A 23666-nucleotide genomic window follows, 5' to 3' on the forward strand; every position below is an offset into this window, starting at 1 on the left:
CGTCGACCACGTCTGGGTTCGCATCTAAGGGAACAGTAAGGAATCGCGGTTACCATGGTCACAGTCGATCGGCGATACCGATCGCCGATTCGCTTCGAACATGTTGCCCAGCAGCCGGATCCGGGGTCCGGCGAGGAGATCTATGTCGACGCAGTCCGTAGTGCACGCACAATCATCCGCAGACGAAGCCGTCGTGGGGGATTCGTCTCCGCCGGGTGGTGGAAGCCGGCGTTATCTCGAGCAACTGATCAGATACGACGTGCCGGCGTCGCTGGTCGTCTTCCTGGTGGCGCTTCCCCTGTCCTTGGGAATTGCTATCGCCTCCGGGGCACCGATCATGGCAGGTCTGATCGCCGCCATCGTCGGCGGAGTAGTGGCCGGAGCGGTGGGAGGTTCACCGCTGCAAGTCAGTGGTCCCGCAGCCGGCCTGACCGTGGTGGTCGCCGAACTGATCGGCAAGTTCGGGTGGAAAGTCACCTGCCTGATCACCGTCGGCGCCGGAATTCTGCAGATCGTGTTCGGGCTCAGCCGAATTGCCCGTGCGGCACTGGCTATTGCGCCGGTGGTGGTGCATGCGATGCTCGCCGGTATCGGCATCACCATTGCGCTACAACAGGTTCACGTGTTGTTGGGCGGAAGCTCGGCCAGTTCGGCGCTGGACAATCTACGGCAGTTGCCCGCACAGATCGGTGCCCTGCACGTCGAGGACTTGATGATCGGACTCGTTGTCATCGCCACTCTTCTCGGGTGGCGCTATCTCCCCGCGGGCGTCCGGAAGGTGCCTGCGGCATTGGTCGGCATCGTATTGGCAACTCTCGCTTCGCTCTTGCTGCCGATCGACGTCGAACGTATTGCTCTCGACGGGTCCCTGCTGGACTCGATCGGACTTCCCGCTCTGCCCGACGGCCAGTGGCTCGGAGTCGCAACCGGCATCCTGACCATCGCACTGATCGCCAGCGTGGAGAGTCTGCTCTCGGCCGTGGCTGTGGACAAGATGCACTCGGGCCCGCGCTCGAACTTCGATCGCGAGATGCTCGGCCAAGGTACTGCGAACATGGTGTCCGGGGCGATCGGCGGCCTGCCCGTCACGGGTGTGATCGTACGCAGCGCCACCAATGTCGAAGCCGGGGCGAAATCCCGTGCGTCGTCGATCATGCACGGCCTGTGGATTCTGCTGTTCTCGGCTGCGCTCGCCGGGTTGGTGCAGCAGATTCCGAAGTCTGCGCTTGCCGGACTGTTGATCGTCATCGGCATTCAACTGGTCAAGCTGGCGCACATTCGGTTGGCGCGACGGACCGGTGATCTGTGGGTGTACGGCATCACGGTGGTCGGCGTCGTGTTCTTGAACCTGCTCGAGGGCGTGCTGATCGGATTGGCGTTGGCGATCGCCCTCCTGGTGTGGCGTGTCATCCGCGCATCGGTCACGGCAGAAGAGTTGGGTGACAAGGATTCCGGGAAGTGGCGGGTGCTGGTCGAAGGGTCGTGCACCTTCCTGGTGCTGCCCAAGCTCACCTCGGTACTCGCCGGCATCCCGCCGCGGTCCGACGTCACCGTCGAGTTGTCCGTCGACTTCCTCGACCATGCCGTCTTCGACGTCATCGAAGAGTGGGCGAGGCAGTACGAGTTGGCAGGTGGTTCGGTGATCATCGACGAAGTTGGCTCGGTGAGTATGGAGAGCGCGACCACCGGTCCGCCGAAGCGCGGCGCCGCAGTCACCGACCTGCGCGGATTGCTCGCTCCGTGGGGTAGTTGGCAACCACAGGCTTCGGGAAGGAATCTGAGCAGCCCGCCAGCCTTGCGACCCATTCTCGACGGGGTGTCCAACTATCATCGCCATCGCGCCGAAGCGATACGGCCGCACATGGATCAGTTGCGCGACGGCCAGAATCCCGACTCTCTTTTCCTTACCTGCGCAGATTCGCGAGTGGTGCCGAACATCATCACGAGCAGTGGCCCAGGTGACCTGTTCACTGTGCGCAACGTCGGAAACTTGGTTCCTGCCGGCGGCCGCGATACGTCGGTGGAAGCGGCACTGGCCTTCGGGATCGACGAGTTGGGTGTCAGTTCGGTGATCGTGTGCGGACACTCGGGTTGCGGCGCGATGCAGGCACTCCTGACGAACAGTTCGTCGGAAGCGGGAGTTGTCGGTGAGTGGTTGAGGCATGCGGAGACGAGCTTGCAGGCATATACGAGTGGCCATCCGGTGGCGCGTGCTGCGGCCGAGGCGGGTTTCTCGGAGGTCGATCAGCTCGGAATGGTCAATGTTGCAGTCCAATTGCAGACTCTCGAACGCCATCCTCTGGTCGGTCAGGCCCGTGTGGACGGTCGCCTGCGTATCGCCGGACTGTTCTTCGACATCGGCTCGGCTCGGGTCATCGAAGTGACAGCGTCAGGGATCGGCGAGTTGATCGAGACCTGAAGGGGCTATTCGGGTCCGGGCTGATCCCTGAGTTCGACCAGCAGGCGAGCCCCGCCGAGCGGACTGTCGTGAAATGTCGTACGTCCGCCGTGCAGGGCCGCCTGCTGCGCCACCAGTGCCAGGCCCAAACCGGAACCCGTCTTGCCTGCCGTCGATCCGCGAGTGAAGCGTTCGAAGACGCTCGAGCGTTCCTCGGCCGGTATTCCGCAACCGTTGTCGTCGATCGTGATCGTGACGGTGTCCGGTGAATCGACCGGGCGGGCGAGGGTGATGCGCACCGTGCTCGCGCCGCCGTGGCGGACTGCATTGGTGATCGCGTTGTCGAGGATCAACCGGATTCCGCCGGGAAGGGCCCGGATGCAATAGGGGAGTGGGGAATCCACCGTGACGACGCTGACATCGACGCTCGGGTGGTGGCGTCGTGCATCGTCGGCCGCGATGTCGCATACCTCGGTCAAATCGGTGTCCTTGAAGTCCTCAGCCGTCGACAACTCGCCCTTCGCCAGTCGCTCCAGGTCCCGGAGAGTCGATTCGACGCGGCCCTGTGCGCGGGCCAGATCTGTGAGGATCTCACGTCGCTGCTCGTGGTCGAGATCGTGAATGGACAACACTTCGATGTCGGTTCGCATCGCCGTCAACGGAGTTCGGAGTTCGTGAGCCGACGCGGAAGCAAAGTCCCGAGCGGCAGCAAGGGCCGAGTTGGTCGCGGCCTGTGCCCGGGCGACGTCGCTGAGCATCGATTCTGCTGCTGCGGCAAGCTCGTCCGCTTCACGGATGCCGGAAACCTCGGTGGCGAGATCGGGATCTCGCCTGGCGATCCGGCGGGTCAATTCCACGAGTGGGCGCACCGCCGGGCCACCGAACAACCATCCCAACGCGGCTGCGGCCGCTACGGCTCCGACGCCGAAGAACGCAACCTGACGCTGTTGGTCGACCGTGATGTCCCGCGCCTCGGCATAGGGAACCGCCAGCGAGACCAGGGCATTGATCCCGTCGGCCTCGGCGGTGTAAGCCCGGTACTTCGTACCGTCCACGTCGACGGTCGCCGAGCCCACCGGTAATTCGGGCAGTCGCGTCGGGGTACTGGATTTGACGGTTCCGTCGGTGTCGGAGCGGATGGTCACGGAGAACGCTCCGCCGTCTCCGAATGCGCCGAGAAAAGGTCCCGCTGTTGCCGCATTGGCCACGATGACCGTCGATGCCGTCTCCAAGCGACGGTCCAACTGCGCCAAATTGTTTCGTGCGATAGCCAGTGCAACGACCACGCCGAGTGCGATGACGATGAACGTCGCCCCCAGTGCCGCGGCCGCGGCAACGCGAGTTCGTAGTGAGAAGCGGCGACGCTTCACGGGTTCTCCCGAAGCACGAACCCGACGCCGCGAACGGTATGCAGCAGACGAGGTGAACCGCCGGATTCGAACTTTCGACGCAGGTAGCCGATGAAGACGTCCACGACGTTGGTGTCGGCGACGAAGTCGTAGCCCCACACGAGTTCGAGGAGACGTTCGCGAGTAAGCACGATGCCGGAATTGTGAGCGAGCACTTCGAGTAGCTCGAATTCGCGTTTGGTGAGCGGTACTTCCTTGCCGTCGACGCGAACCCGGCGGCCGGAGAGGTCGATGTCGAGGTTGCCGACCCGCAGGGTGTTCGTTCCCTCGGAGTGATCGCCGGCCGGAGTGTTACTGCGACGGAGCATTGCGCGGATCCGGGCAACCAGTTCGGCGAGGACAAACGGTTTGACCATGTAGTCGTCTGCGCCGGATTCGAGCCCGGCGATGCGATCGTCGACCGAGTTGCGTGCGCTGAGCACGCAGATCGGGATTTCGTTGCCGGCGGCACGAAGCGCCGTCACCACGCCGGTGCCGTCGAGCACCGGCATGTTGATGTCGAGGACTACCGCGTCCGGTCGCTTGTCGGAGATCACTCGGAGCGCGTCGGCGCCGTCCACTGCCGTCAGTACGGTGAATCCCGAGAGCCGCAATCCGCGTTCGAGTGAGGTCAGGACGTCTGCGTCGTCGTCGACTACGAGGATTTTCGGTATCTCGGTCACAGCCCCATTGTGCCTTGCCTGGTACGTCGGGTTTCGCCGATCAGACCGGCAAGTCGGTACCGTCCGGACGCAGACCGGCCATGAACACCGCGACCAACCGCGGGACCAGGTTCGGCATGGCCTCGTCGGACAATTCGATTTGCGGGCGCGTCAGTTTGGCCAGAGCCATGACGAATTCGAGCGGTTGCAGATCGGCGCGAACCAGTCCGGCGCTCTGAGCGGCGCCGATCGTCGCGGTCATCTTCGTTTTCGTCACCTCACGCACCGCCAGAACTTCGGGCGCCAGCTCGGTGAAACTGCGTTCCACCAGTGCGGGAATGAGCGCACCCAGGCGCAGTTCCACGAGGCGGTCCACCAGCGTGTGCCACGCGTTTGTGGGATCGGTGGACATTGCCGTGAGTGCGATGTCGGCAGCCTCGCGGACATCGGTCAGTGTTGCGACGGCGACGGCGGTCACGAGGTCCTCGCGCGTCGGAAAGTTCCGATACAGCGTGGCGATGCCCACTTTCGCGAGTTCTGCGACTGCGTCGAGGGGCGCGTCGTGCCCGCGCTCGGTGAACACCGCTCGTGCGGCGTCGACTATTGCGTTTCTGCGTTCACGTGCATCGGCTCGCACATTCACCTCCGGTATTGACAGTTCATCATAACCGGAGGAATATCTTCCACAAATAGTGGAGGAAAAACTTCCACTTAGGGAAGGTAGTTATGAACGCCGAAGTTGAAGCACGGGACCGCAAGAAGTTGGTGGCTGTGGTGTTGGGCTTGTCCGCCGTGATCGGGCTGATGCTGCTTGCCTTCGTACTGCCCTCGGTCAACAGTGGCCCGCACGAACTGAAGTTGGGCATCACCGGTCCAGCTCCGGCAACCGAACAGATCCGCACCTCGCTCGAGGCGAGTAAGCAAGGCGCCTTCGATACTCGAGAATTCGCTGACGCCGACGCCCTGCGTGACGCGATTCGGAATCGCGACCTGGTCGGCGGAATCGCCGTTGATGCCAACGGTCCTCACGTGTTGATCGCGACTGCAGGCGGAACCCCGATCGCCCAGACCCTGACCGGGGTGGCCAACGGCCTCTCGGAGGCCTCGGGGGCAAAGGTGCCCGTCGAAGACGTTGTGCCGCTGACTGCGGACGACCCGACCGGTGCTGGGCTCACGGCATTGGCCTTGCCCTTGGTGTTCGGCGGAATCATGCCTGCTGTTGTTCTCGTGCAACTGTTTCCGCGGAGCATTGTCAAGCGAGTGTTGGGCGCTGGCGGCGTCGCGGTTGTCGCGGGTTTTGCACTGACTGCCATTCTGCAGTTCGGCACCAACAGTCTTGACGGAAACTACCTGCTCACCGCGCTCGCACTCACCATGGGCATGTCGGCCATCTCGCTGCCCATTCTGGGACTCGAATCCCTGCTCGGGATGAAGGGATTCGCGTTGGGTGCCGTCACGATGATGTTCATCGGAAACCCACTCTCGGGGATGGCGACAACTGCCGCGTGGTTGCCCGCAGGCTGGGGTGCATTGGGGCAGCTGCTCCCACCTGGCGCCGCAGGAGCATCCGTCCGTTCGATGGCGTTCTTCGACGGCCATGGCGCCGCCACGCCACTTCTGGTGCTGGTGTGCTGGATTGCCGTCGGGATCGCGCTGTGCGTCGCCGCCGGCCGGAAGAAGGCGTCGACCCCCGTGGTCGAACCCGAGGCTGCGCTGGTCTAGCCGGCGGGGCTTGCGTACGGGGTCAGGTCGGGAATCGGCCAGGCCCCGTCAACGCGTTCCACGACCAGTTCGACGACCACGGTGTCCTCGTCCATCGGTAGAGGTCGGAGGATTCGGGGCTTTCCCGCCTCCCATTCGACGTCGATGCCTGCGGAGGTCAGAGCGTCCTGGTCGATGACGGCGACGATCAGTGGCAACGTGAGGTCGCCGAACACCAGATCGAGCACCGAAGCGAGCGCGTCCGGGGTGGTTGCGCGAATGAATCCCGCCTCGTCGTAACTGATTCCGCGCGTCGAGACCTCGTACTCACCGAAACGCTTGCACGCTTCCCAGTCGTCGGCGATGGCGACGTGGACGAGTCGTTGTCCGGTCATGCAGTGCTCCTGTAGTGTTCGAAATAATGAAACGTCAACGTAGCATTAATTGAGTGGCACGGTAGTAGGGGACTTGATGGAGCAACCGCGCAGACGTGGGAGAACCAGCGACGCGGAGCGAGCTGATCGACGCAACGAGATTCTCGACGTTGCGGTCGACTCGTTTCGAGAAGTCGGGTTCGCTCGAACGACCATCGACGCCATTGCCACGGCGGCCGGCGTCGCCAAGCGCACCGTGTACAGCTATTTCGGCGACAAATCCGCGGTCTTCGCTGCTGCTGTTTCGCGTCAGCACGCGTATGTCGAGAACGCCGGTGGCGACCAGTCGGACCTGCTCGCCGCTGCAGTGGACATCGTCGTCGCCCTGCACAGCGACAACTCGATTGCGCTGCACCGCATGATGATCGGCGAGGCCGTGCAGTTCCCGGAACTGGCCGCCGCGTTCTACGAATCCGGCCCGGCCAAGTCGATTGCCTTTCTGGAGAAGATATTGATCGATCAGCACGGCCAGAAGGCTGCGCTGTGCGCGGATCAGTTGTACACGTTGCTGCTCGGGGAGGAGCACCGGCAGCGACTGCTCGGGCTCGCTTCCGAACCGACAACAGAACGAGCTGCGCAACTTGCAGCTCGTGCGGTGGGGTGCGTTCTGGGATCTGATCGGTAGGCTCGACTGGGTGAGTAACTCTGTGGTCTGGTTTCGACGTGATCTGAGGGTAGGTGACCTTCCCACCCTGAGTGCAGCGTCGGATGCCGGCGGGCAGACGTTGGGTTTGTTCGTTCTCGACGAGAACCTGCTCGGACCGGCAGGCTCACCCCGTCAGGATCAACTGTTCGCCAACTTGACGGCGCTCGATCATCAACTCGACGGAAAACTGATGGTTGTTCGAGGTGATCCGGCGGACGCGGTGCCCCGTGTAGCGGAATCCGTTGGCGCCGAAGAAGTTCACATCAGTGCCGACTACGGACCCTACGGCCGACGGCGCGACGCGGCCGTGGCGGAGCAGGTGGAGTTGATCGCCACCGGATCTCCGTATGCCGTGGCGCCCGGACGCGTCACCAAGGCGGACGGTGATCCGTACAAGGTGTTCACGCCGTACTTCCGTCAGTGGATGGAACACGGCTGGCGGGGCCCCGCGTCGACCGATGCGCAGACGGTCCGTTGGTTCGATCCGAGCGACAAGGAGGGTGGCCCGCGCCGGGTGAGTATCCCCGCGCCATCCGCCTCCGTCAGCGATTTCGTCGGTGAGGTCGGCGCCCTCGAACAGTGGAAAGAATACTGTGAGAACGATCTTGACCGGTACGACGACGAACGAAATCGGCCTGACCTCGACACCACGAGCCGGATGTCGATTCCGCTCAAGTACGGCACGATCCATCCGCGAACGATGTTGGCAGATCTCTCCAAGCGACTGGGCGACGGCGCTCAGGCTTACCGTCGCCAGTTGGCGTGGCGAGACTTCTACGCAGACATCCTGTTTCAACGCCCCGACAGCGCGCGGAAAAACTACGACGACAAGTTCGACCGTTTACGTCACGACGGTGGAGTGGACGCAGACGCCGCCTTCACGGCCTGGTGTGAGGGCAAGACCGGCTTCCCGATCGTGGATGCCGGCATGCGGCAACTCGCGGCCGAGAACTGGATGCACAATCGGGTGCGAATGATCGTCGCGTCTTTTCTGGTGAAGGACCTACACATTCCGTGGTGGCGTGGCGCACGGTTCTTCATGTCGCATCTGGTGGACGGTGACTTGGCCTCCAATCAGCACGGGTGGCAGTGGACTGCAGGGTCGGGCACAGATGCTTCGCCCTTCTTCCGCGTCTTCAACCCCATCACGCAGGGGGAGAAGTTCGATCCCGACGGCGCATACGTCCGTCGGTGGGTTCCCGAACTCCGCGATGTTCCCGGGAAGGCCGTCCACTCGTTGAAGGCGATGCGCCCGGTCGACTACCCGGACCCGATCGTCGATCACGCGCATGAGCGTGAGGAAGCCTTGCGCCGGTACGGCGAGATCAAGGGCTGAGTGCTCAGTGATCTGCGGGCGCTACGCGGAGGCGGTTTCCGTCCAGATCTGAAATGACGAATGTCAGACCGAAGACATCTTCGTTTGGCTCTTCGACGACCTCAATTCCCTTGGCCACCCACTCGTCGTATATCGCCCGAATTTCATTGCTCCCGCCGTCGACCAATATGCCGACTTCGAAATTGCGCGGAGTCGCGGGATCGAGGTCGCGGGACTTGCCGCTCCACAGTGCAAGGACCACGCCGCCGCCGAGGTCGAAGGTCATGTACCGAGGGCTGAGGACCTCAGGCTTCGCGTCGAACAATTCGCCGTAGAACGCTGCTGCGGAGGCGGCATCGCTGACGTAGATCAGAAACTGGTTGGGTAGTCGCACTGTGGTTTTCCCTCTCCCGTTGATGTTCGGGCCACCGGCAGCGGGGCGTGTGCCTGGTCGTGCGGGGCCGTGTTCAACACTTCCCGCGCGCCGGACGAATGTCCAAGAACGAGTGCGTCTGAGAGGCAGATGGATTACTTATGACGACTGCTGCAGTCACACCGCACTGAGGTGGTACCCGACGCTCAGGTTCGGGTAGTAGCCGTCGATGTAGCTCGAGATGAAGTAGTGATCAGGGTCGGTGGTGCGAGTTCCGTCGGTGTCGAACTGCGGATAGTCGTTGGCCATGAAGACGGCTTGTCCGCCGCCGGGAGTGGAATAGACGACGTCGACCGTCAGGCCGCGCGGGTCCTGGTTGTAAGCCGTGACGATCTCGGTCTCGTGGGGCGCGAGCGACTGGCGTGGGCTCTGCATCCACTGTCCGTAGGGGTTGTCGGCGCCTTCGAGATGAATTGTCTGTTCGGTGTCGTTGCTGATCGTCATCGTGATGGTGTTGCCGGTCGTGGGAAGAGTTCCGGCACTGGCGATTCCGCTCAATCCCAAAGTGAGGGCGCCGGCGGCCAGAGCTGTGATTGCGGCAACTACGTAGCGTGGGTTCGTCATCGTCGGTGTCCTTTGTCCGGGTGAGCGTTCGGTTGGCTCTCTCGAAGACAACTATGTCGGAGCGGATCGATGTCGTATGTCCACTTCCAGGACCCTGTGCAGGAGGAACGGTGTGTCCACCGATCGGGGGACACCTACTCCGACACGGAGACAGCTTCGACCTTTCGCTCGCCGGTGACCAGCAGTCCGATCAGTGCGGCGGCCGCGAGAACCATGACGAGTGCGCCGTAGCCACGCGTCGTATCCACCAACCCCACCTTGCCGACCAGGTAGCCGGCCAGCAATGCCGGAAGGCTGTTGGCCAGATATGCGATGACGTAGACGGTGGACAACAACCCCGCGCGTTCGTGGTTCTCGGCCAGCGGCATGACAGTGAGGATGGTTCCCTGGAATCCTGCTCCGAAGCCGATCCCGGCAACAGCCGTACCAACCAGAATCAATACTGCAGAGGATGTTTCAGCACCGATGAGTGTGACGGCCACCCCGAGCACCAAGGCGGTTGTTCCGATCAGCATCACGGTTCGGCCGCCGAGTTTGCGGAAGGTGAGCACCGCTGCGGCTCCGAATCCCGTCAGTGTTGCGACCATGATGGCACCGATGAGCGAGCTGTGAACGTCAAGTGCGTTGCGCGCCAGCGCCGGTCCGAGTGAGAGGTAGAAACCGCCCAGCGCCCAGACCGCGATCAGGCACGGTGCGGTGAGCGCAATCATGGTTCGGGCCTCGCGAGGAACAGCAAGGGTGGGGCGTAGCGACTGCCAGGCTCCGGGGCGTCCGCCCGAAGTCTCGGGAGCGGCCGAAACCCCGAGGATCTCGAGGACGACGAGTACGAGAAGGACCAGGTAGACAGTGCTGGTTGGCCTGGGCAGGTGCTCGCTGATGAGACTCGAACCCACGGCTCCGACGGCAAGCCCCACCGTCGGAGCAACGCTGTTGATGATCGATCCGCGTCCCGGAGTGCGTTCGAGGTCGATCAACGCCGAACCCAAAGCGCTGATTGCAGCGCCGGTGGCAACACCCTGCACGACCCGGGCGATCAACAGAATGGTCAAACCATCGGCCGAGGCGAACAGGGCGAGCGAGACCGCCTCCAAGGCGAGCGCTCCGAGCAGGACCGGGCGCCTGCCGATGTGATCGGACAGGGATCCGGCGGTCAAGAGCGTGGCGAGCAATGCGAGAGCGTAGATGCCGAACACGAGCGTCGACGCGAGCGAGGAGAATCCCCACAACTGTTGATAGTGCTCGTACAACGGTGTCGGGGTCGCGGAGGCGCCCAGGAACGTAGCGATGATGACGGCGATGAGTGTGAAAGCGGCGCCTCGCCCCAAGCGTGGGCGTGAAGTGCTCTCGGTCGGTGGTGAAATGGTCGTTGTCATTGTCGTAGCGCTTCCCGTGCGGGTGGTGAAGACTTCAAACGCAAATACTTTGCGTTTGGGACGCTACGCCTGGCCGTAGCCTAATGCAACATCTTTGCGTTACTATTGATTTATGAGTCCGTCCGCAGGTCCGCGCCCCGGTGGCCGCAGTGCGCGCATCCAACAGGCAGTGCATGCGTCGGCGCGTAAGTTGTTGGAACAGCGTGATCGGGCAGAGATCACGGTGCCGATGATCGCAACCGATGCGGGTGTGACCCCGTCGACCATCTATCGGCGGTGGGGCGACATCAACGAAGTCTTTGCCGATGTCTCGATCGAGAGATTGCGACCGGACGCCGACCCGCGTGAAACGGGTTCGCTCCGAGGGGATCTGACGATCTGGGCGCAGGACTATCTGGAGGAGATGTCTGCACCCGTCGGTCGCGCATCGCTGCGAGATGTGCTGATGAGCGACGACCAGACGCACGCACCGGACGGCACGAAGAAGTTCAAGTGCGCCTTTTTCTGTCGGACACAGATCGACGTGATACTAGCTCGTTGGCCGGAAGCTGCTGACGTGGATGGTGATTCGGTAGTGGACCACGTGGTTGCACCGATCATCTACCGAATTCTGTTCGACCTCGAACCGGTCGCGCCGCAGCGAGTTGCGGAATTAGTGGATCAGACACTTGCGCTCGCGGCGCGGGTCGGTGCCGAAGGCTGATCGCTACGTAGTCGGGCGTGGACATGCATGTCGTGCCAGCCGTCGGCGTGCCTGGCGGAGCCTCGTCGAACACCTTCTTCGCTGAAGCCTGCTTTGGTGGCGACTCGGCACGATCGTGGGTTGTGGATCGAGTGCTCGAGTTCCAGTCGATGAAACCCTACTTCGCGGAATGCCCACTCGGACAGTGCGGTTACGGCCTACGTGTTCCGGCTCTGCCACTCTTCGTTCAGGCGGCGCGCGGATTCCAGAGTTGCGATCGCCTCTTCGGTGTCAACTCGCGCGAGGACCAGTGCACTTACTGTGCAGGAGAGAAGGATTCGAGTGCGGTCTGAGAGCGTGGCGTCTGTCTCGGTCGGAAATGTGGCTTGTAGCCCGCTGCGAATTGCAACGGCAAGTTCTTGCCGATAGGCGCGGATCACGGCTGCCACCGCATCGTCGTGCGCGCCGAGTCCGGCAGCCGTATTGAGAAGTAGGCAACCGCGCCGAGGCGAGTCGGCGGTCATGGTGCCGATCGCGTGCTCAAGCGAGTAAAGGTAGTCGTCGACGGCGTCTGCCCCGGGATTTGTCGTGAGGCCGCGCAGACGTGGCCGGATGACATGTTCGAGGTACATCTGCACGGCGGCGTCGAACAATCCGCGCTTGTTGGTGAACGAGTTGTAGAGACTTGACCGACTCAGCCCCGTCGCGGATTCGAGGTCTCCGAGTGAGGCGCCTTCGTATCCGCGTGCCCAGAAAACGTCCAAGGCGGCAGCGACCACGGCTGTTGTGTCGAATTCTTGTGATCTGCCCATCAAAGCCTCGCTCTTTCTGTATCGTTCGGTCCAGTATATATTGGACCGAACGATACAGAATTCACTCGAAGCAACAGGAGCTCACCGATGAACGTCGCCGGCTACATCTTCGCGGGACTGGCCGCAGCAGTGCACGTATACATTTTTGTCCTCGAATCGATTCTCTGGACGGCACCGAAGACCCGCGCCACGTTCGGCGTGAAGTCCGAGGAAGAGGCGATCACCACGCAGCCGCTCGCCTTCAACCAGGGCTTTTACAACCTTTTCCTGGCGATTGTGTCAGCGGTCGGCATCGTGATTGCGGCGACCGGGTCCGCGTCGGTCGGAATTGCCCTCGTCCTGGCGGGCACAGGATCGATGGTTGCCGCGGGATTGGTGCTGATTCTCTCGTCTCCCGACAAAGCCCGCGCAGCCGTCGTGCAGATGCTTTTCCCAGCTATTGCCGTTGTTCTGCTGGTAATCCACCTGCTTTGAGTGGTCTCTATCCGCCGCCGAGCACCAGTGATTCGATCAACGCAAAAGCACCGTTGAGTGCTCCGCAATCGAAGGCTTCGGCCAGGGCGTAACCGATGACAACTTCGTCGGTGCTCGGCGTGCTCGACCAGACTGCGTCGGTCTGTCTGGGATCGGATTCCTCGTTCTTGGAGAAGTGCCCGATCCGCAATCCGTCGCGGGTGAATGCACTGTTCGCGTCGTCGACTGGGGCGAAGTTCAAACTCACGCCGTCGACGAGTGCCGAGACAGAGTACGAGCGACGGGACAGAAACCCTTTGCCGACAGTGAGTTCGACTTCGTCGCCACCGACAGTGAAGAACAAGTCGGCGGCGGCGCGCGTTCCGATGGGTGTGCCTTCGCGGCGCGGGGAATCGACTCGACGCGTCAACAGAGCGTGTGAGTTGCCGTTTCGGACGTCGACGACCCCCGTGTCGACATCGAACGAGATCTCGACTTTTCCGTGAATCGGGTCTTTTGCGGCGTATTTGACCGTCACTGTGCCTACCCCCTGTAAGTGTGAACTCGGGTCCATAATACGTGGTGGGAGCGTTGTCCAGTATGCCCGAATCCAAAAAAATAGTGCCGAATGACGCGCGTTTGCGGCCAAATGCTTCTACGCTGGGTCTTGGGTTTGTTGCGCATCCCACAACGGTTTTTCCCACGCCAGACGAGGAGCGCCTATGAGGTTGTCGACTACTTGTTCTGTTGCTACGAAGGCTTGATCAAGCCGGAATTGCCTCTGCCGGATGGTGCTCGAGACCCATCCGGCAGAGGCAATTCTGCATCAGTTCGAGCCTTCAGCCGCCGGCGAATTTTTCCGAGGTGCCGAGATCGATCGGCAACGCGATGCCGGTGATCCCGCGCCCGGCCGGCCCCACCAGATAGAACACCGCATCCGCAATCACTTCGGGGTCGACCCACGGGTGGGGCAGCAGATTCAGCTTCGACATGATCGGAGCGGTATCGGCGAGGACAGGATTCTCCAAGTCTGGACGGAACGCACGAACCATCGGTTCGTTGTCGATCATCGTCGTTCGCACATTGCCCGGGTGTACAGAGTTGACCCGAATGTCCGCCCAGCCGAGTTCGTTGGCCAGAGACTTCGCCAACCCCCGAACGGCGTGCTTCGACGCGGAATAGTGTGCGATACCCGGCACGCCTCGAAGCCCGGCCATCGAGCTGATCAACACGATGGATCCACCTCGATTGCCGTTCATGATGTGCGGAATCGATACCTTGGTCGTCAACCAAACGCCGGTGACGTTGATGTCCATCAGCTCGCGGAACTCTTCGGCGCTCAGGTCCCAGGACAATTTCGCCGACGCCGCGATTCCCGCGTTGGCGATCACGATGTCCAGTCGGCCGAGTTTCTCGACTCCGGCGTCGACCGCTGATTTCAGGGCATCGAGGTCGCGAGTGTCCGCGACGGATGCGACGATGCGCCGGCCCTGAGCTTCGACCAGGGCGACGGTCTGGTCGAGGTCGGCTTCGGTGGCCATGTCGTACCCCGCCGTTGCGACCGGCGCGCACAGATCCACCGCGATGATGTCCGCGCCCTCGGACGCGAGCTTGACGGCATGTGCGCGCCCTTGACCGCGCGCCGCTCCGGTGATGAATGCGACCTGACCGTCCAAATTGCCCATCGAACTTCCCCTGCCCGTCTGAATCGTTGAAAACTGGAACGTGTTCATACTGCTACGTTCGGTGCGAGCCAGGCAGGGGAATTCTCTGAATCCTTATCCGCGAAGGAGTTTGGACAACTCGTCCAGTACGCTCGCGTCCTCGATGGTCGACGGGACCGTGTACTCCTCGTTGTCGGCAATCTGCCGCATGGTCTTGCGGAGGATCTTGCCGGAACGAGTCTTCGGTAGTGCAGCGACGACGGTGACGTCCCGGAACGTGGCGACGGCACCGATCTGGTCTCGCACCCGGGCGACCAGTTCCTGTCGGAGTGTTTCGGGATCGATGTCGACGCCGGACTTGAGCACGACGTAGCCGCTGGGGCGTTGCCCCTTGAGTTCGTCGTGAATGCCGATGACCGCGCATTCGGCGACAGCCGGGTGGCCGGCGACGACGGCCTCCATGCTTCCGGTCGAAAGGCGATGTCCGGCAACGTTGATCACGTCGTCACTTCGTCCGAGCACGAAGACGTAGTTGTCCTCGTCGATGTATCCGGAGTCGCCGGTGAGGTAATAGCCGTCGAAAGTCGACAGGTAGGACTTCACGTATCGGTCCTCGTCACGCCACAGTCCGGCGAGTGTTCCGGGAGGAAGCGGCAGGCCGATCACGATGTTGCCCTCGGTGCCCGGACCCACGAGTTCGCCCTTGCCGTCGACGATTTCGACGCGGTATCCGGGGCAGGCGACGGTGGGTGAGCCTGCTTTGATCTCCATCGGTTCGAGGCCGCGCAGGTTCGCGCAGATGGCCCAACCGGTTTCGGTCTGCCACCAGTGATCGACCACCGGGCGATCGAGAATCCGAGTAGCCCACTCGTAGGTGTCGGGATCCAAGCGCTCGCCGGCCGCGAACAGTGTGTCGAGCGACGAGATGTCGTACTTGGCAAGCTCTTTTGCATCCGGGTCGGCCTTGCGGACCGCGCGGATCGCTGTCGGAGCGGTGAAGAGTGCCGACACTTTGTATTCGGAAATGATGCGCCAGAATGCACCTGCATCGGGGGTCCCGACGGGCTTGCCTTCGTACATGACCGTCGTAGCTCCGGCGAGCAATGGCCCGTAGACGATGTAGGAGTGGCCGACCACCCAGCCGACGTCTGAGGCGGTCCACCAGACCTGGCCGGGGCTGATGTCGTAGAGATTCTTCATCGTCCACGTCAGGGCAACGGCATGGCCACCGTTGTCCCGGACGACGCCCTTGGGCTTACCGGTCGTTCCCGAGGTGTAGAGGATGTAGAGCGGATCCGTCGCGGCGACCGACACCGGGTCGGCAGGAGTTGCATCGGCGATCAGCTCGTCCCAGTCGAACCAGGCTGCGGCACTTGACTTGTAGTCGGCAGCTGCGCCGGGAATCTGCTCGCGATTCTTCACGATCACGGTGTGCGCGGGCGTGGCGGACAGTTGCAGAGCCTTCTCGACCATCGGCAGGTACTCGATTGTTCGTCCGGGTTCGAGGCCGCCGGACGCCGTCACGAGCACCACTGGACCAGCGTCGTCGATACGGGTTGCGAGTTCCTTGGCCGCAAAGCCGCCGAACACCACCGAATGCACCGCGCCGATACGTGCACACGCGAGCATCGCGATCGCGGCCTCGGGGATCATCGGCATGTAGATGATCACGCGGTCGCCCGCCACCACACCCTGATCTTTCAAGACGCCGGCGAAGAGTGAGACCTGCTCGAGCAATTCGGCGTAGGTGTAGGTCGTCTTGGCTGGGACCATCGCGGAGTCGAAGATCAACGCGGTCTGATCGCCGCGGCCGTCGCGGACGTGCCGATCGAGGGCATTGAAGCTGGTGTTGAGCGAAGCATCCGGGAACCAGCGATAGATCGGCGCGGCAGAATCGTCGAGAGCCTTCGTGGGGGCGACATCCCAGTCGACGGCACGCGCAGCGTCGAGCCAGAACTTCTCCGGCTGATCCATGCTCTCGCGATATGCGTCGGCATACGTGGTGTGGGACGCCTGCTCGGAAGAGCTCATCGACGTGTGTCCTCTCGTGAACTTCGCTTACCGGTGACCTGAAACACCTTAGGTCACCGTCAGTGTGGTGCGCCTCAGTAGCGGTGCGGGTACCGTCCCTTTGCGCCGGGCGGGCCTGTCCCGTCGGCCAGTGGCGCGTAGGGGTGGGATAAGCCAGGGACGGAAAGGGGGATCGATGTGACAGGTGCAGCGCAACGCGCAGGCTTCTGGGGAGTACTCGCTCTGCGTGACTTCCGACTGCTGTGGACCGGCGACGCAGTCAGCGGTATCGGAAACGGTGTCACGACCGTCGTACTGCCGCTGGTCGCGCTTCGCGAACTGGACGCGAGTAGCTTCCAGATCGGTGTGCTGGCATCGGCAGTGTGGTTGCCGTGGTTGATCGTCGGACTACCTGCCGGTGCCTGGATCGACCGGCTGCCACGGCCTCCGATCATGATGATCGCGAACGCTGCGTGCGCGCTGCTCTTCGCGAGCCTCGCGATCGCCGGCTTCCTGGAGGCGATGACATACGGCCACCTGCTCCTGGTCGCGCTGCTCACCGGTACAGCCACGGTCTTCTTCCAGGCGGCCTATCACTCGTATCTCCCCACGGTGCTCGCCGAAGCGGATCTTGTCGAAGGGAACTCGAAGATTCAGGGCGCCGAGGCCGCAACTCGGGTGATCGGCCCAAGCGTCGGTGGGCTGGTGGTTGCAACTGTCGGGCTCGCGGCCGGTCTGGTTGTCGACGCGTTCACGTTCGCCTTCTGCTTCGTATGCATCTGGCTGATTCGTGTGCAGGAGACCGTCCATCGCGGACAGAATCAGCGAGAACCGTTGCGACGGCAGATTGCGCTCGGACTGCGATTCGTTGCCGGTGATCCGTATCTGCGGTCAATCGTCGTCTACGGCACTCTGCTCAATTTCGGTCTCACCGGGTACACCACGATTCAGATCGTGTTCTTGGAAAAGACGGTTGGTGTGGGGGAGTTCGGACTCGGGCTTCTCTTGGCGATTGCCGGGGTGGGCGGAATTGTCGGATCGATGATCGCGCGCCCGCTCGGCCGCAGATTCGGCACTGCCCGAAGCGTTCTCATCTGTCAGTTGGTAACGGGACCGTTCATCCTGTTGGCGCCTCTGACGACGTACGGTGCCGGCCTGTTCTGGTTCTGCATCGGCGGCATGGTGATGGTTGCGGGTGTCGTGTCGTGCAACGTGGTGCTCGGCAGTTTCCGTCAAAGTTACTGTCCGCCGGACCGCCTCGGACGAGTAGTGGCAACGAGTATGTTCCTGCTGCACAGCAGCATTCCGCTCGGTGCGCTGACGGCAGGCTACCTCGGCGACGCGGTGGGACCGCGCGGGACGATGTGGATCATGGCCTGCCTGATCGCGCCGTGTGGATTGGTCCTGCTCTTCAGCCCGCTCCGCGGGATCCGCGATCTACCGAGTCGGCCGGCGATCTCGCTGCGGTAGAGAATTACTGCGGTAGAGCCGCGGCGGCCTCTTCGCTTCGAATCGCGATGCGAAGAGTCGCGAGCATGAACAGTGACACTGCGAAACCGAAAAGCGCGCCGAACTGGTCCTGCGTGAACAGATAAACCTGCGTCACCAGAAGGCTCACGATGAGGGATGCACGCAGGAGTCTCAGGGCTCGCAGGTACGGACCGCGGAAGAGGAACCACACTCCCAGAACCACAAGAACTCCGGTTGCGACGGTGGAGATCTGGACCACCAGATCGGAGACGTCGTCGGCTTCGACGACGTTCTCGGAAACCAACGCGTAGATCACCTGGACAATCGCCAGAAGAGCCTGCAGTACGAACAGGGTCAGTACCAGTCGGCGGACGACACGGTGCCGGAGCAGTTCCTCAGCACGGTGGAAGAACGCGTTGCGGCCACGAGTGATCTTCGATTCGATACCGCCGGTCGGCGGAGTCTGTGAATGCAGGCCGGCTTTGATCGAATCGACGAGGTCGGTGAGGCTGCGGTCTTCGACGCCGTCGAGTACGCGGAGGGCGTGGTTGTACTGGATCTCGTCGAGCTGACCGAGAGCGAGGTCCGAGAGCGCTCGCGCCCCGATGGCGAGCCGATGACGATCATTCATTCCGCGCCGAATCACCACCTCGCGCGCGGCAAGATAGAAGAGAACGAAGACGACGTACATGATCGCGATGGCAGGCTGGTAGAAGTAATCAACGTCGGCGGTGACGAATTTTCCGACCTCGTCGATGAAGAGACCGAATCCGATTCCGCCGACGAGCGTGGCCAGGTCACGCGTGCGAGAGCCTTCGGTGATGGCGGTCGCGACGATGGCGACGGCCATCAGCAATCCGCCCCAGAGAACGTGTGCGATGTGGAGGGCGCCGCCCCCGATCTGGGGATAGCCCGTTGCCGCCAGATAAGCGCGGGTGATCAGCACGGTCGCGACGCCGGCGAACAGGAACAATTCGAAACGAGCGAGTGCCGCGCGGTCGTAACTGTGCGGCAGCGTCAGCGCGTTCCGGTCCTTCGTCGTCATTGCGGAACTCCCAGATTTCGATAGCGCGCGATACGGGAGGACTGGCGATCGGTGTCCGACTCTTCGGCAAGCATGAAGAGTTCGTGCGCTATCGCAGCCCCTACCCTCTTGGAGAATTCCACGGGTTCGTCGGCCGCGTCAGGCGTTTCGGGAATGATCGCGTCGATTACGCCGTCTCGAAGCAGATCCAACGAACGAATGCCCTGCGCTGCCGCCATCTCCGGTGCGTGACTGATGTCGCGATGGACGATCGCGCTTGCGCCTTCCGGCGGCAGGGGAGCGAGCCACCCGTTCTGTGCCGCGAGTACCCGATCGGCGGGCAGCAGCGCGAGCGCCCCGCCGCCTGTTCCCTGACCGAGCAACACCGACACTGTCGGGGTCTTCAGCGTCACGAGGTCGGCGATGCAACGGGCGATCTCAGGGGCCAGTCCACGTTCTTCAGCTTCTTTGGACAGCGAGGCGCCCAAAGTGTCGATCACGAGGACAAGCGGGAGTTGTAGTTCTTCGGCAAGTTTCATGCCCCGTCGCGCTTCCCTGAGCGCGGCCGGTCCCATCGTGGTGAGCGCGGATTGGCCACTGCGGTCCTGGCCGAGCAGGATGCACGGAAAGCCTCGGAAGCGGGCGAGCGAGAGCAAGATCGTCTTGTCGGTTTCACCCTGCCCGGTGCCGCTGAGCGGTACCTGTTCAGTTGCGGCATGGCGGAGCAACTGCCGGATGCCGGGTCGATCGGCCCGGCGCGAGAGCATCACCGACTGCCAGGCGGGAACATCGGGAATCTCGGGTGAGGGAATCGGGTCCGTGGCCGCCGGGGCCGGGGGATCGGTGAGCACGCACAACGCTCGATTGACCAGCAGACGGAGGCGGTCGACGGGTACGACGCCGTCGATAACGCCGTTGCGATACAAGTTTTCGGACGTCTGGATACCGTCGGGAAACTTTTCGCCGTACAGCGATTCGTAGACACGGGGTCCGAGGAATCCCACCAGAGCACCGGGTTCCGCGACGGTGATGTGGCCGAGGGATCCCCACGAGGCAAAGACCCCGCCGGTGGTGGGATTGCGCAGGTATACCAGGTAGGGCAGGTGTGCCGCTTTGTGAACAGCCACTGCCGCAGCGATCTTCACCATCTGAACGAAGGCGACGGTGCCCTCCTGCATCCGCGTTCCGCCAGAGGTGGGCGAGGCGAGCAGCGGGAGTTGTTCTGCCGTAGCACGTTCGACGGCGGTCACGATCCGCTCGGCCGCGGCGACTCCGATGGAACCGGCGAGAAAGCTGAATTCACAGGCAATTACCGCGACCCGACGGCCCCGAACCGTACCGACACCGGTGACGACGGACTCGTCCACTCCGCTCTTCTCGCGGGCCTTCGCCAGGTCTTCTGCGTATTTCGGGCCAGGTCCGACGTCGACGGGCGGGGAGTCCCAAGAGACGAAGCTCTCGGGATCGAGTACCGCAGTGAGTAGTTCTTCGGCCGAGATTCGCACAACGTCCTCCAAGTAAGCAGCACCCCGTCCAGGATGAACCTACCTGGACGGGGTGCCGCCGGGATCGCGTGGCGCCAGTTGTGCGCCGGAGAATCAGCGTCCGAACGCCTCTTTCCATGACACGACCTTGCCGATACGAAGGATGGAGCGCTGGTAGATCTTTGCCGCGATCATCGACAGCGCAGCGGTCACCACCAGCATCAGCAGAATCGTTCCCACGATCTGGAACGGAGAAGCAACACCGGCGGAAATACGCAGGGGCATGAGGATTGCCGAGAACGGCGGAATCCAACTCAACACGTTGCTCAGGGTTCCTTCTGGATTGCTCACCGAAACGAAAGCCACGCTGACCATCGCCATGACGAGCAGCGCGAGAGGCATCGCGGTGGCGTTGACGTCCTCCTGCCGCGAGACCATGGACCCGGCGGCGGCGTACAGCACGGCGAAGAAGAGGAAGCCGAGAATGAACCACCCGAGAGTGCCGAACAGAACGCCGATTGCGGTGCCCGTCACGGTCAGGACGCCCGTCGCCAGTCCGGTGGCGACGCCCGCGACGGCATAGGCAGCCATCTGCATCAGGCCGACAGCACCGATTCCGAGAACCTTGCCCCACAACAACTGCAGCGGACGAAGAGTGGAGAGCAGCAGCTCGACCACGCGACTGGACTTCTCCTCGACGACGCCCATCGCCACGTACGTTCCGAACAGCAGGATCTGCATGTACAGGAGCACCACAGCAGCGATCGACATCGCTATGCGTTGGCCCTGTTCGGGATCCGGGGGATCGATGGCATCGATGGTGACCACTGCGGTGGACGTGGCTTCGGCGAGCTGAGCCGGATCGATCCCCGCGGCGGAGAGCGCATTCGATTGTGCCTGTTGTGCAACGGAACTCTCGATGACGGCGCGCAGATTCGTGGGCACTTCCTTCTTGGTCACGACAGTGACGCCGCCGCCCGATCCAGCGATCACGGCCACGTCGAGGTCGCCGTCCTTGACCTGGTTTCGTGCGGTTCCGTCGTCAGAAACCTCCGTCACCGTCACCGGATTTCCGAGGGTGTCGCCGATGGACACCATCGTGGCACTGAGTGATTGGTTGCCGACCAAGCCGATCTTCGACTTGTCCTCGTCGCCGCCGGAGAAGAGTGAGAAGGCGATGATGCCGCCGACGATCGCGACCAGGATGATGACGTTGCTGATCACAAAACTCTTCTTCGAGATCTGCGTCATGAATTCGCGTCGGGCGACCAACCCGATGGCTCGACCTCCGCTCAACTGGTTGCTCATGCGGCTACTACCTCTCGGAACAGATCGGTCAGTGACGGACGTCGTAGCGTGAACTCGTGCACCGGTCCGGTTTTCAACGCTGCATGCAGGATCTGCTGATCGTCGGCGGTTCCGTCGACGCTCAGGAGCGTTCGACCGTCGAGGTGGCTCAGTGTGGTGACACCGATCAGATGGTGTGCCCAGCCGACCGGCGCGTCAGGGGCGAAGACTTCGATTCGGCCGTCGCCCTTGCCTCGTAGTTCGTCGACGGTTCCGATCTCTCGCATGCTGCCGCGGCTGATGATGCCCACGCGATCGCACAGGCGCTCCACCAGATCCAACTGATGGCTGGAGAAGATTACGGGAACACCGGTGCGAGCCTTCTCGACCAACACGTCACTCATGACATCGACCGCTACGGGGTCAAGGCCCGAAAACGGTTCGTCCAGAACGAGTACCGCTGGATCGTGAACCAGCGCGGCCGCGAGCTGCACACGTTGCTGATTACCGAGGGACAGGGAGTCGACGGTGTCCTTGACGCGTTCGGCGATACCCAGACGTTCGGTCCAGCGCTCTGTCGCCGCATGCGCATCGGCTTTCGAGAGTCCATGTAGCTCGGCCAGATAGGAAAGTTGCGCGCCCACCTTCATCTTGGGGTAGAGGCCGCGTTCCTCCGGCATGTATCCGATAGTGCGACGCACGTCGAGGTCGACGGGTTTGCCGCCGAGGCGAACTTCCCCCGAATCTGCTCCGAGCACACCCAGCGCAATGCGCATCGTGGTCGTCTTGCCGGCGCCGTTGCTGCCGACGAATCCGAAGATCTCGCCTGGTCGCACTTCGAAACTCAGGTTGTCGAGTGCAATGACGTCGCCGTAGCGTTTCGAGATGCCGTCGATCGTGAGGGTGGCTGACATGGGTCCTTCCCATCGGTCGAGTGGTGCGCTTCGGAAATACGGGTCAGAGGTCGAACTCTTCGGAATCAATCGGATCCGGGTCTGGATTGGTCCACGAGAGAATCATCGCGGGCGTGCACGCGCCGATCAGCATTGCAGTCAGTGCCAATAAACCTCCCGAGTAAGGCAGTCTCTCTACATTCCACTGCACCGACGAGGTGAAAATGAGGAAAATGGCGACAATGAAGACCAACGATTGAGTCACGCTCAACCCGACGGAACGGGCGTCGTTGCGTTGCTGGATCTCCCATTCGTCCAGAGCATGCCGCGGCGCATCCCCTTGCCTGCCCGACACGATTTGAAGTGAAGACCACGTCGGTAGGAACAACAGGGTGAGGACCGGCCATGCCACCGCGAACAGTGGGTTGAACAGGCACGCTATGCCGACGGCAACCATCGTGGCGAACAGGACTCCGAGGGCGATGACGAGCATCCGCCGACGTCGACGGGTTCGCCAATTCGGGAGCCAATGTCGGAACGTCTCCTCGTTCTGCAGGAACCGCCGAGTGCGGTGGGCCTGGTAGCGGTCGATCAGATTTGATTCAGGCACTGGGCTTTTCACTCCCCTCGGTAGTGCGGTCAGATCGGTAGACCTCCGTCGACGGTGCGTTCCGGTAGACCTCCGTCGACGGTGCATTTCGGTAGACCTCCGTCGACAGCGGCCCGAACTCCGTCCGGGAGAACACCGCTTCGACCGGAAGGTCGAATACCCAGCAGATCCTGAACGCGAGATCCAGGCTGGGGTAGTGATCGCCGCGTTCGAGCGCCCCCACCGTCTGCGGGTTGACGTCGACGAGTTGTGCAAGCTGGGCCCGACTCATCTTCCGCTCGGCGCGAAGCACTCCGATGCGATTGAAGATGGGGAGCGCGTCTCCCCGTCGGACTGGGCTCATGCATCAAAGTGTTGTAAAAA

Annotated in this window: 25 protein-coding genes; 7 read left to right on the forward strand and 18 right to left on the reverse strand. The window is 62.5% G+C overall.

The genetic code is table 11. The annotated features are described in order from the left end of the window. Nucleotides 1-142: 142 nt before the first annotated feature. Nucleotides 143-2419: a SulP family inorganic anion transporter gene (locus ABX74_RS20370; protein WP_020908762.1), complete on the forward strand. Its 2277-nt coding sequence runs from the start codon at nucleotides 143-145 to the stop codon at nucleotides 2417-2419. A gap of 5 nt (nucleotides 2420-2424) precedes the next feature. On the opposite strand, the gene ABX74_RS20375 is transcribed toward ABX74_RS20370, so the two are convergent. Genes ABX74_RS20375 through ABX74_RS20385 form a run of 3 tightly spaced genes read right to left on the reverse strand, consistent with a single transcriptional unit; the run spans nucleotide 2425 to nucleotide 5085 of the window. Then, nucleotides 2425-3768, reverse strand: a complete 1344-nt coding sequence (locus ABX74_RS20375) for a sensor histidine kinase (protein WP_020908761.1) — start codon at nucleotides 3766-3768, stop codon at nucleotides 2425-2427. Beyond that, nucleotides 3765-4469, reverse strand: coding sequence for a response regulator transcription factor (locus ABX74_RS20380; RefSeq protein WP_003939853.1), 705 nt, complete (start codon nucleotides 4467-4469; stop codon nucleotides 3765-3767). The genes ABX74_RS20375 and ABX74_RS20380 overlap by 4 nt, the downstream gene beginning before the upstream one ends. A gap of 40 nt (nucleotides 4470-4509) precedes the next feature. Next, complete coding sequence (locus ABX74_RS20385; RefSeq protein ID WP_029256004.1) at nucleotides 4510-5085, reverse strand: TetR/AcrR family transcriptional regulator; 576 nt, start codon at nucleotides 5083-5085, stop codon at nucleotides 4510-4512. Between the two features lie 89 nt (nucleotides 5086-5174). Between ABX74_RS20385 and ABX74_RS20390 the strand changes: the two genes are divergently transcribed. Then, nucleotides 5175-6170, forward strand: coding sequence for a hypothetical protein (locus tag ABX74_RS20390; RefSeq protein WP_047889566.1), 996 nt, complete (start codon nucleotides 5175-5177; stop codon nucleotides 6168-6170). Here the strand turns inward: ABX74_RS20390 and ABX74_RS20395 are convergent. Continuing rightward, complete coding sequence (locus ABX74_RS20395) at nucleotides 6167-6544, reverse strand: DUF952 domain-containing protein (protein ID WP_029256002.1); 378 nt, start codon at nucleotides 6542-6544, stop codon at nucleotides 6167-6169. The two genes, ABX74_RS20390 and ABX74_RS20395, sit on opposite strands and share 4 nt — an antisense overlap. Before the next feature lie 76 nt (nucleotides 6545-6620). Here ABX74_RS20395 and ABX74_RS20400 point away from each other — a divergent pair, with 76 nt between their 5' ends. Both ABX74_RS20400 and ABX74_RS20405 read left to right on the forward strand, forming a co-directional pair. Further along, the gene (locus ABX74_RS20400) at nucleotides 6621-7208 is read left to right on the forward strand and encodes a TetR/AcrR family transcriptional regulator (protein ID WP_021345249.1); all 588 of its coding nucleotides are present in this window, start codon (nucleotides 6621-6623) and stop codon (nucleotides 7206-7208) included. A 10-nt stretch (nucleotides 7209-7218) separates the two neighbouring features. Next, a complete protein-coding gene (locus ABX74_RS20405; protein WP_047889567.1) occupies nucleotides 7219-8565 on the forward strand; it encodes a cryptochrome/photolyase family protein in 1347 nt (448 codons plus the stop codon). A gap of 4 nt (nucleotides 8566-8569) precedes the next feature. Here ABX74_RS20405 and ABX74_RS20410 read toward each other — a convergent pair whose 3' ends face one another. The 3 genes from ABX74_RS20410 to ABX74_RS20420 form a co-directional block, all read right to left on the reverse strand. Continuing rightward, on the reverse strand, nucleotides 8570-8938 hold the full coding sequence (locus tag ABX74_RS20410) for a VOC family protein (RefSeq protein WP_020908755.1): 369 nt from the start codon (nucleotides 8936-8938) through the stop codon (nucleotides 8570-8572). Nucleotides 8939-9094: 156 nt separating this feature from the next. Next, on the reverse strand, nucleotides 9095-9541 hold the full coding sequence (locus tag ABX74_RS20415; RefSeq protein WP_020970459.1) for a hypothetical protein: 447 nt from the start codon (nucleotides 9539-9541) through the stop codon (nucleotides 9095-9097). A gap of 134 nt (nucleotides 9542-9675) precedes the next feature. Continuing rightward, nucleotides 9676-10914: an MFS transporter gene (locus ABX74_RS20420; protein ID WP_047889568.1), complete on the reverse strand. Its 1239-nt coding sequence runs from the start codon at nucleotides 10912-10914 to the stop codon at nucleotides 9676-9678. A 112-nt stretch (nucleotides 10915-11026) separates the two neighbouring features. On the opposite strand from ABX74_RS20420, the gene ABX74_RS20425 reads away from it, so the two are divergent. Beyond that, nucleotides 11027-11617 (forward strand): TetR/AcrR family transcriptional regulator, encoded by a 591-nt coding sequence (locus ABX74_RS20425; RefSeq protein WP_020970457.1) that lies wholly within the window; start codon nucleotides 11027-11029, stop codon nucleotides 11615-11617. Here the strand turns inward: ABX74_RS20425 and ABX74_RS30845 are convergent. Further along, a complete protein-coding gene (locus ABX74_RS30845) occupies nucleotides 11575-11802 on the reverse strand; it encodes a GNAT family N-acetyltransferase (RefSeq protein WP_302622414.1) in 228 nt (75 codons plus the stop codon). The two genes, ABX74_RS20425 and ABX74_RS30845, sit on opposite strands and share 43 nt — an antisense overlap. 12 nt (nucleotides 11803-11814) lie before the next feature. Beyond that, nucleotides 11815-12408 (reverse strand): TetR/AcrR family transcriptional regulator, encoded by a 594-nt coding sequence (locus tag ABX74_RS20430; protein ID WP_029255998.1) that lies wholly within the window; start codon nucleotides 12406-12408, stop codon nucleotides 11815-11817. 87 nt (nucleotides 12409-12495) lie between these two features. On the opposite strand from ABX74_RS20430, the gene ABX74_RS20435 reads away from it, so the two are divergent. Further along, a complete protein-coding gene (locus ABX74_RS20435) occupies nucleotides 12496-12882 on the forward strand; it encodes a DUF1304 domain-containing protein (protein ID WP_003939752.1) in 387 nt (128 codons plus the stop codon). 7 nt (nucleotides 12883-12889) lie between these two features. On the opposite strand, the gene ABX74_RS20440 is transcribed toward ABX74_RS20435, so the two are convergent. The 3 genes from ABX74_RS20440 to ABX74_RS20450 form a co-directional block, all read right to left on the reverse strand. After that, on the reverse strand, nucleotides 12890-13399 hold the full coding sequence (locus tag ABX74_RS20440) for a hypothetical protein (protein WP_223257975.1): 510 nt from the start codon (nucleotides 13397-13399) through the stop codon (nucleotides 12890-12892). A gap of 301 nt (nucleotides 13400-13700) precedes the next feature. Next, on the reverse strand, nucleotides 13701-14546 hold the full coding sequence (locus ABX74_RS20445; protein ID WP_020908748.1) for a mycofactocin-coupled SDR family oxidoreductase: 846 nt from the start codon (nucleotides 14544-14546) through the stop codon (nucleotides 13701-13703). A 93-nt stretch (nucleotides 14547-14639) separates the two neighbouring features. Continuing rightward, nucleotides 14640-16556 (reverse strand): propionyl-CoA synthetase, encoded by a 1917-nt coding sequence (locus ABX74_RS20450; protein ID WP_029255995.1) that lies wholly within the window; start codon nucleotides 16554-16556, stop codon nucleotides 14640-14642. Between the two features lie 177 nt (nucleotides 16557-16733). Between ABX74_RS20450 and ABX74_RS20455 the strand changes: the two genes are divergently transcribed. Continuing rightward, nucleotides 16734-18005 carry an MFS transporter gene (locus ABX74_RS20455; RefSeq protein WP_047889570.1) on the forward strand — a complete coding sequence of 424 codons (1272 nt, stop codon included), beginning with the start codon at nucleotides 16734-16736 and terminating at the stop codon, nucleotides 18003-18005. Between the two features lie 4 nt (nucleotides 18006-18009). Here ABX74_RS20455 and ABX74_RS20460 read toward each other — a convergent pair whose 3' ends face one another. The 6 genes from ABX74_RS20460 to ABX74_RS20485 all read right to left on the reverse strand — a co-directional run bounded on the left by ABX74_RS20460 (nucleotide 18010) and on the right by ABX74_RS20485 (nucleotide 23646). Beyond that, entirely contained in the window at nucleotides 18010-19050 is a 1041-nt protein-coding gene (locus ABX74_RS20460; RefSeq protein ID WP_020970451.1) for a hypothetical protein, read from the reverse strand. Beyond that, nucleotides 19047-20534 carry an acetyl-coenzyme A carboxylase carboxyl transferase subunits beta/alpha gene (locus ABX74_RS20465; RefSeq protein ID WP_019744871.1) on the reverse strand — a complete coding sequence of 496 codons (1488 nt, stop codon included), beginning with the start codon at nucleotides 20532-20534 and terminating at the stop codon, nucleotides 19047-19049. Before ABX74_RS20465 ends, ABX74_RS20460 begins: the two co-directional genes overlap by 4 nt. A 93-nt stretch (nucleotides 20535-20627) precedes the next feature. Beyond that, entirely contained in the window at nucleotides 20628-21821 is a 1194-nt protein-coding gene (locus tag ABX74_RS20470) for an ABC transporter permease (protein WP_019744870.1), read from the reverse strand. After that, nucleotides 21818-22714 carry an ABC transporter ATP-binding protein gene (locus ABX74_RS20475; protein WP_047889571.1) on the reverse strand — a complete coding sequence of 299 codons (897 nt, stop codon included), beginning with the start codon at nucleotides 22712-22714 and terminating at the stop codon, nucleotides 21818-21820. The genes ABX74_RS20470 and ABX74_RS20475 overlap by 4 nt, the downstream gene beginning before the upstream one ends. A gap of 43 nt (nucleotides 22715-22757) precedes the next feature. Continuing rightward, nucleotides 22758-23303: a hypothetical protein gene (locus ABX74_RS20480; RefSeq protein ID WP_047889572.1), complete on the reverse strand. Its 546-nt coding sequence runs from the start codon at nucleotides 23301-23303 to the stop codon at nucleotides 22758-22760. Then, nucleotides 23296-23646: a helix-turn-helix transcriptional regulator gene (locus tag ABX74_RS20485; RefSeq protein WP_042952669.1), complete on the reverse strand. Its 351-nt coding sequence runs from the start codon at nucleotides 23644-23646 to the stop codon at nucleotides 23296-23298. The genes ABX74_RS20480 and ABX74_RS20485 overlap by 8 nt, the downstream gene beginning before the upstream one ends. Nucleotides 23647-23666 lie beyond the last annotated feature (20 nt).

The sequence above is a fragment of the Rhodococcus sp. ARP2 genome, from assembly GCF_001029585.1.
In the GTDB taxonomy this organism is placed as follows: domain Bacteria; phylum Actinomycetota; class Actinomycetes; order Mycobacteriales; family Mycobacteriaceae; genus Rhodococcus_F; species Rhodococcus_F erythropolis.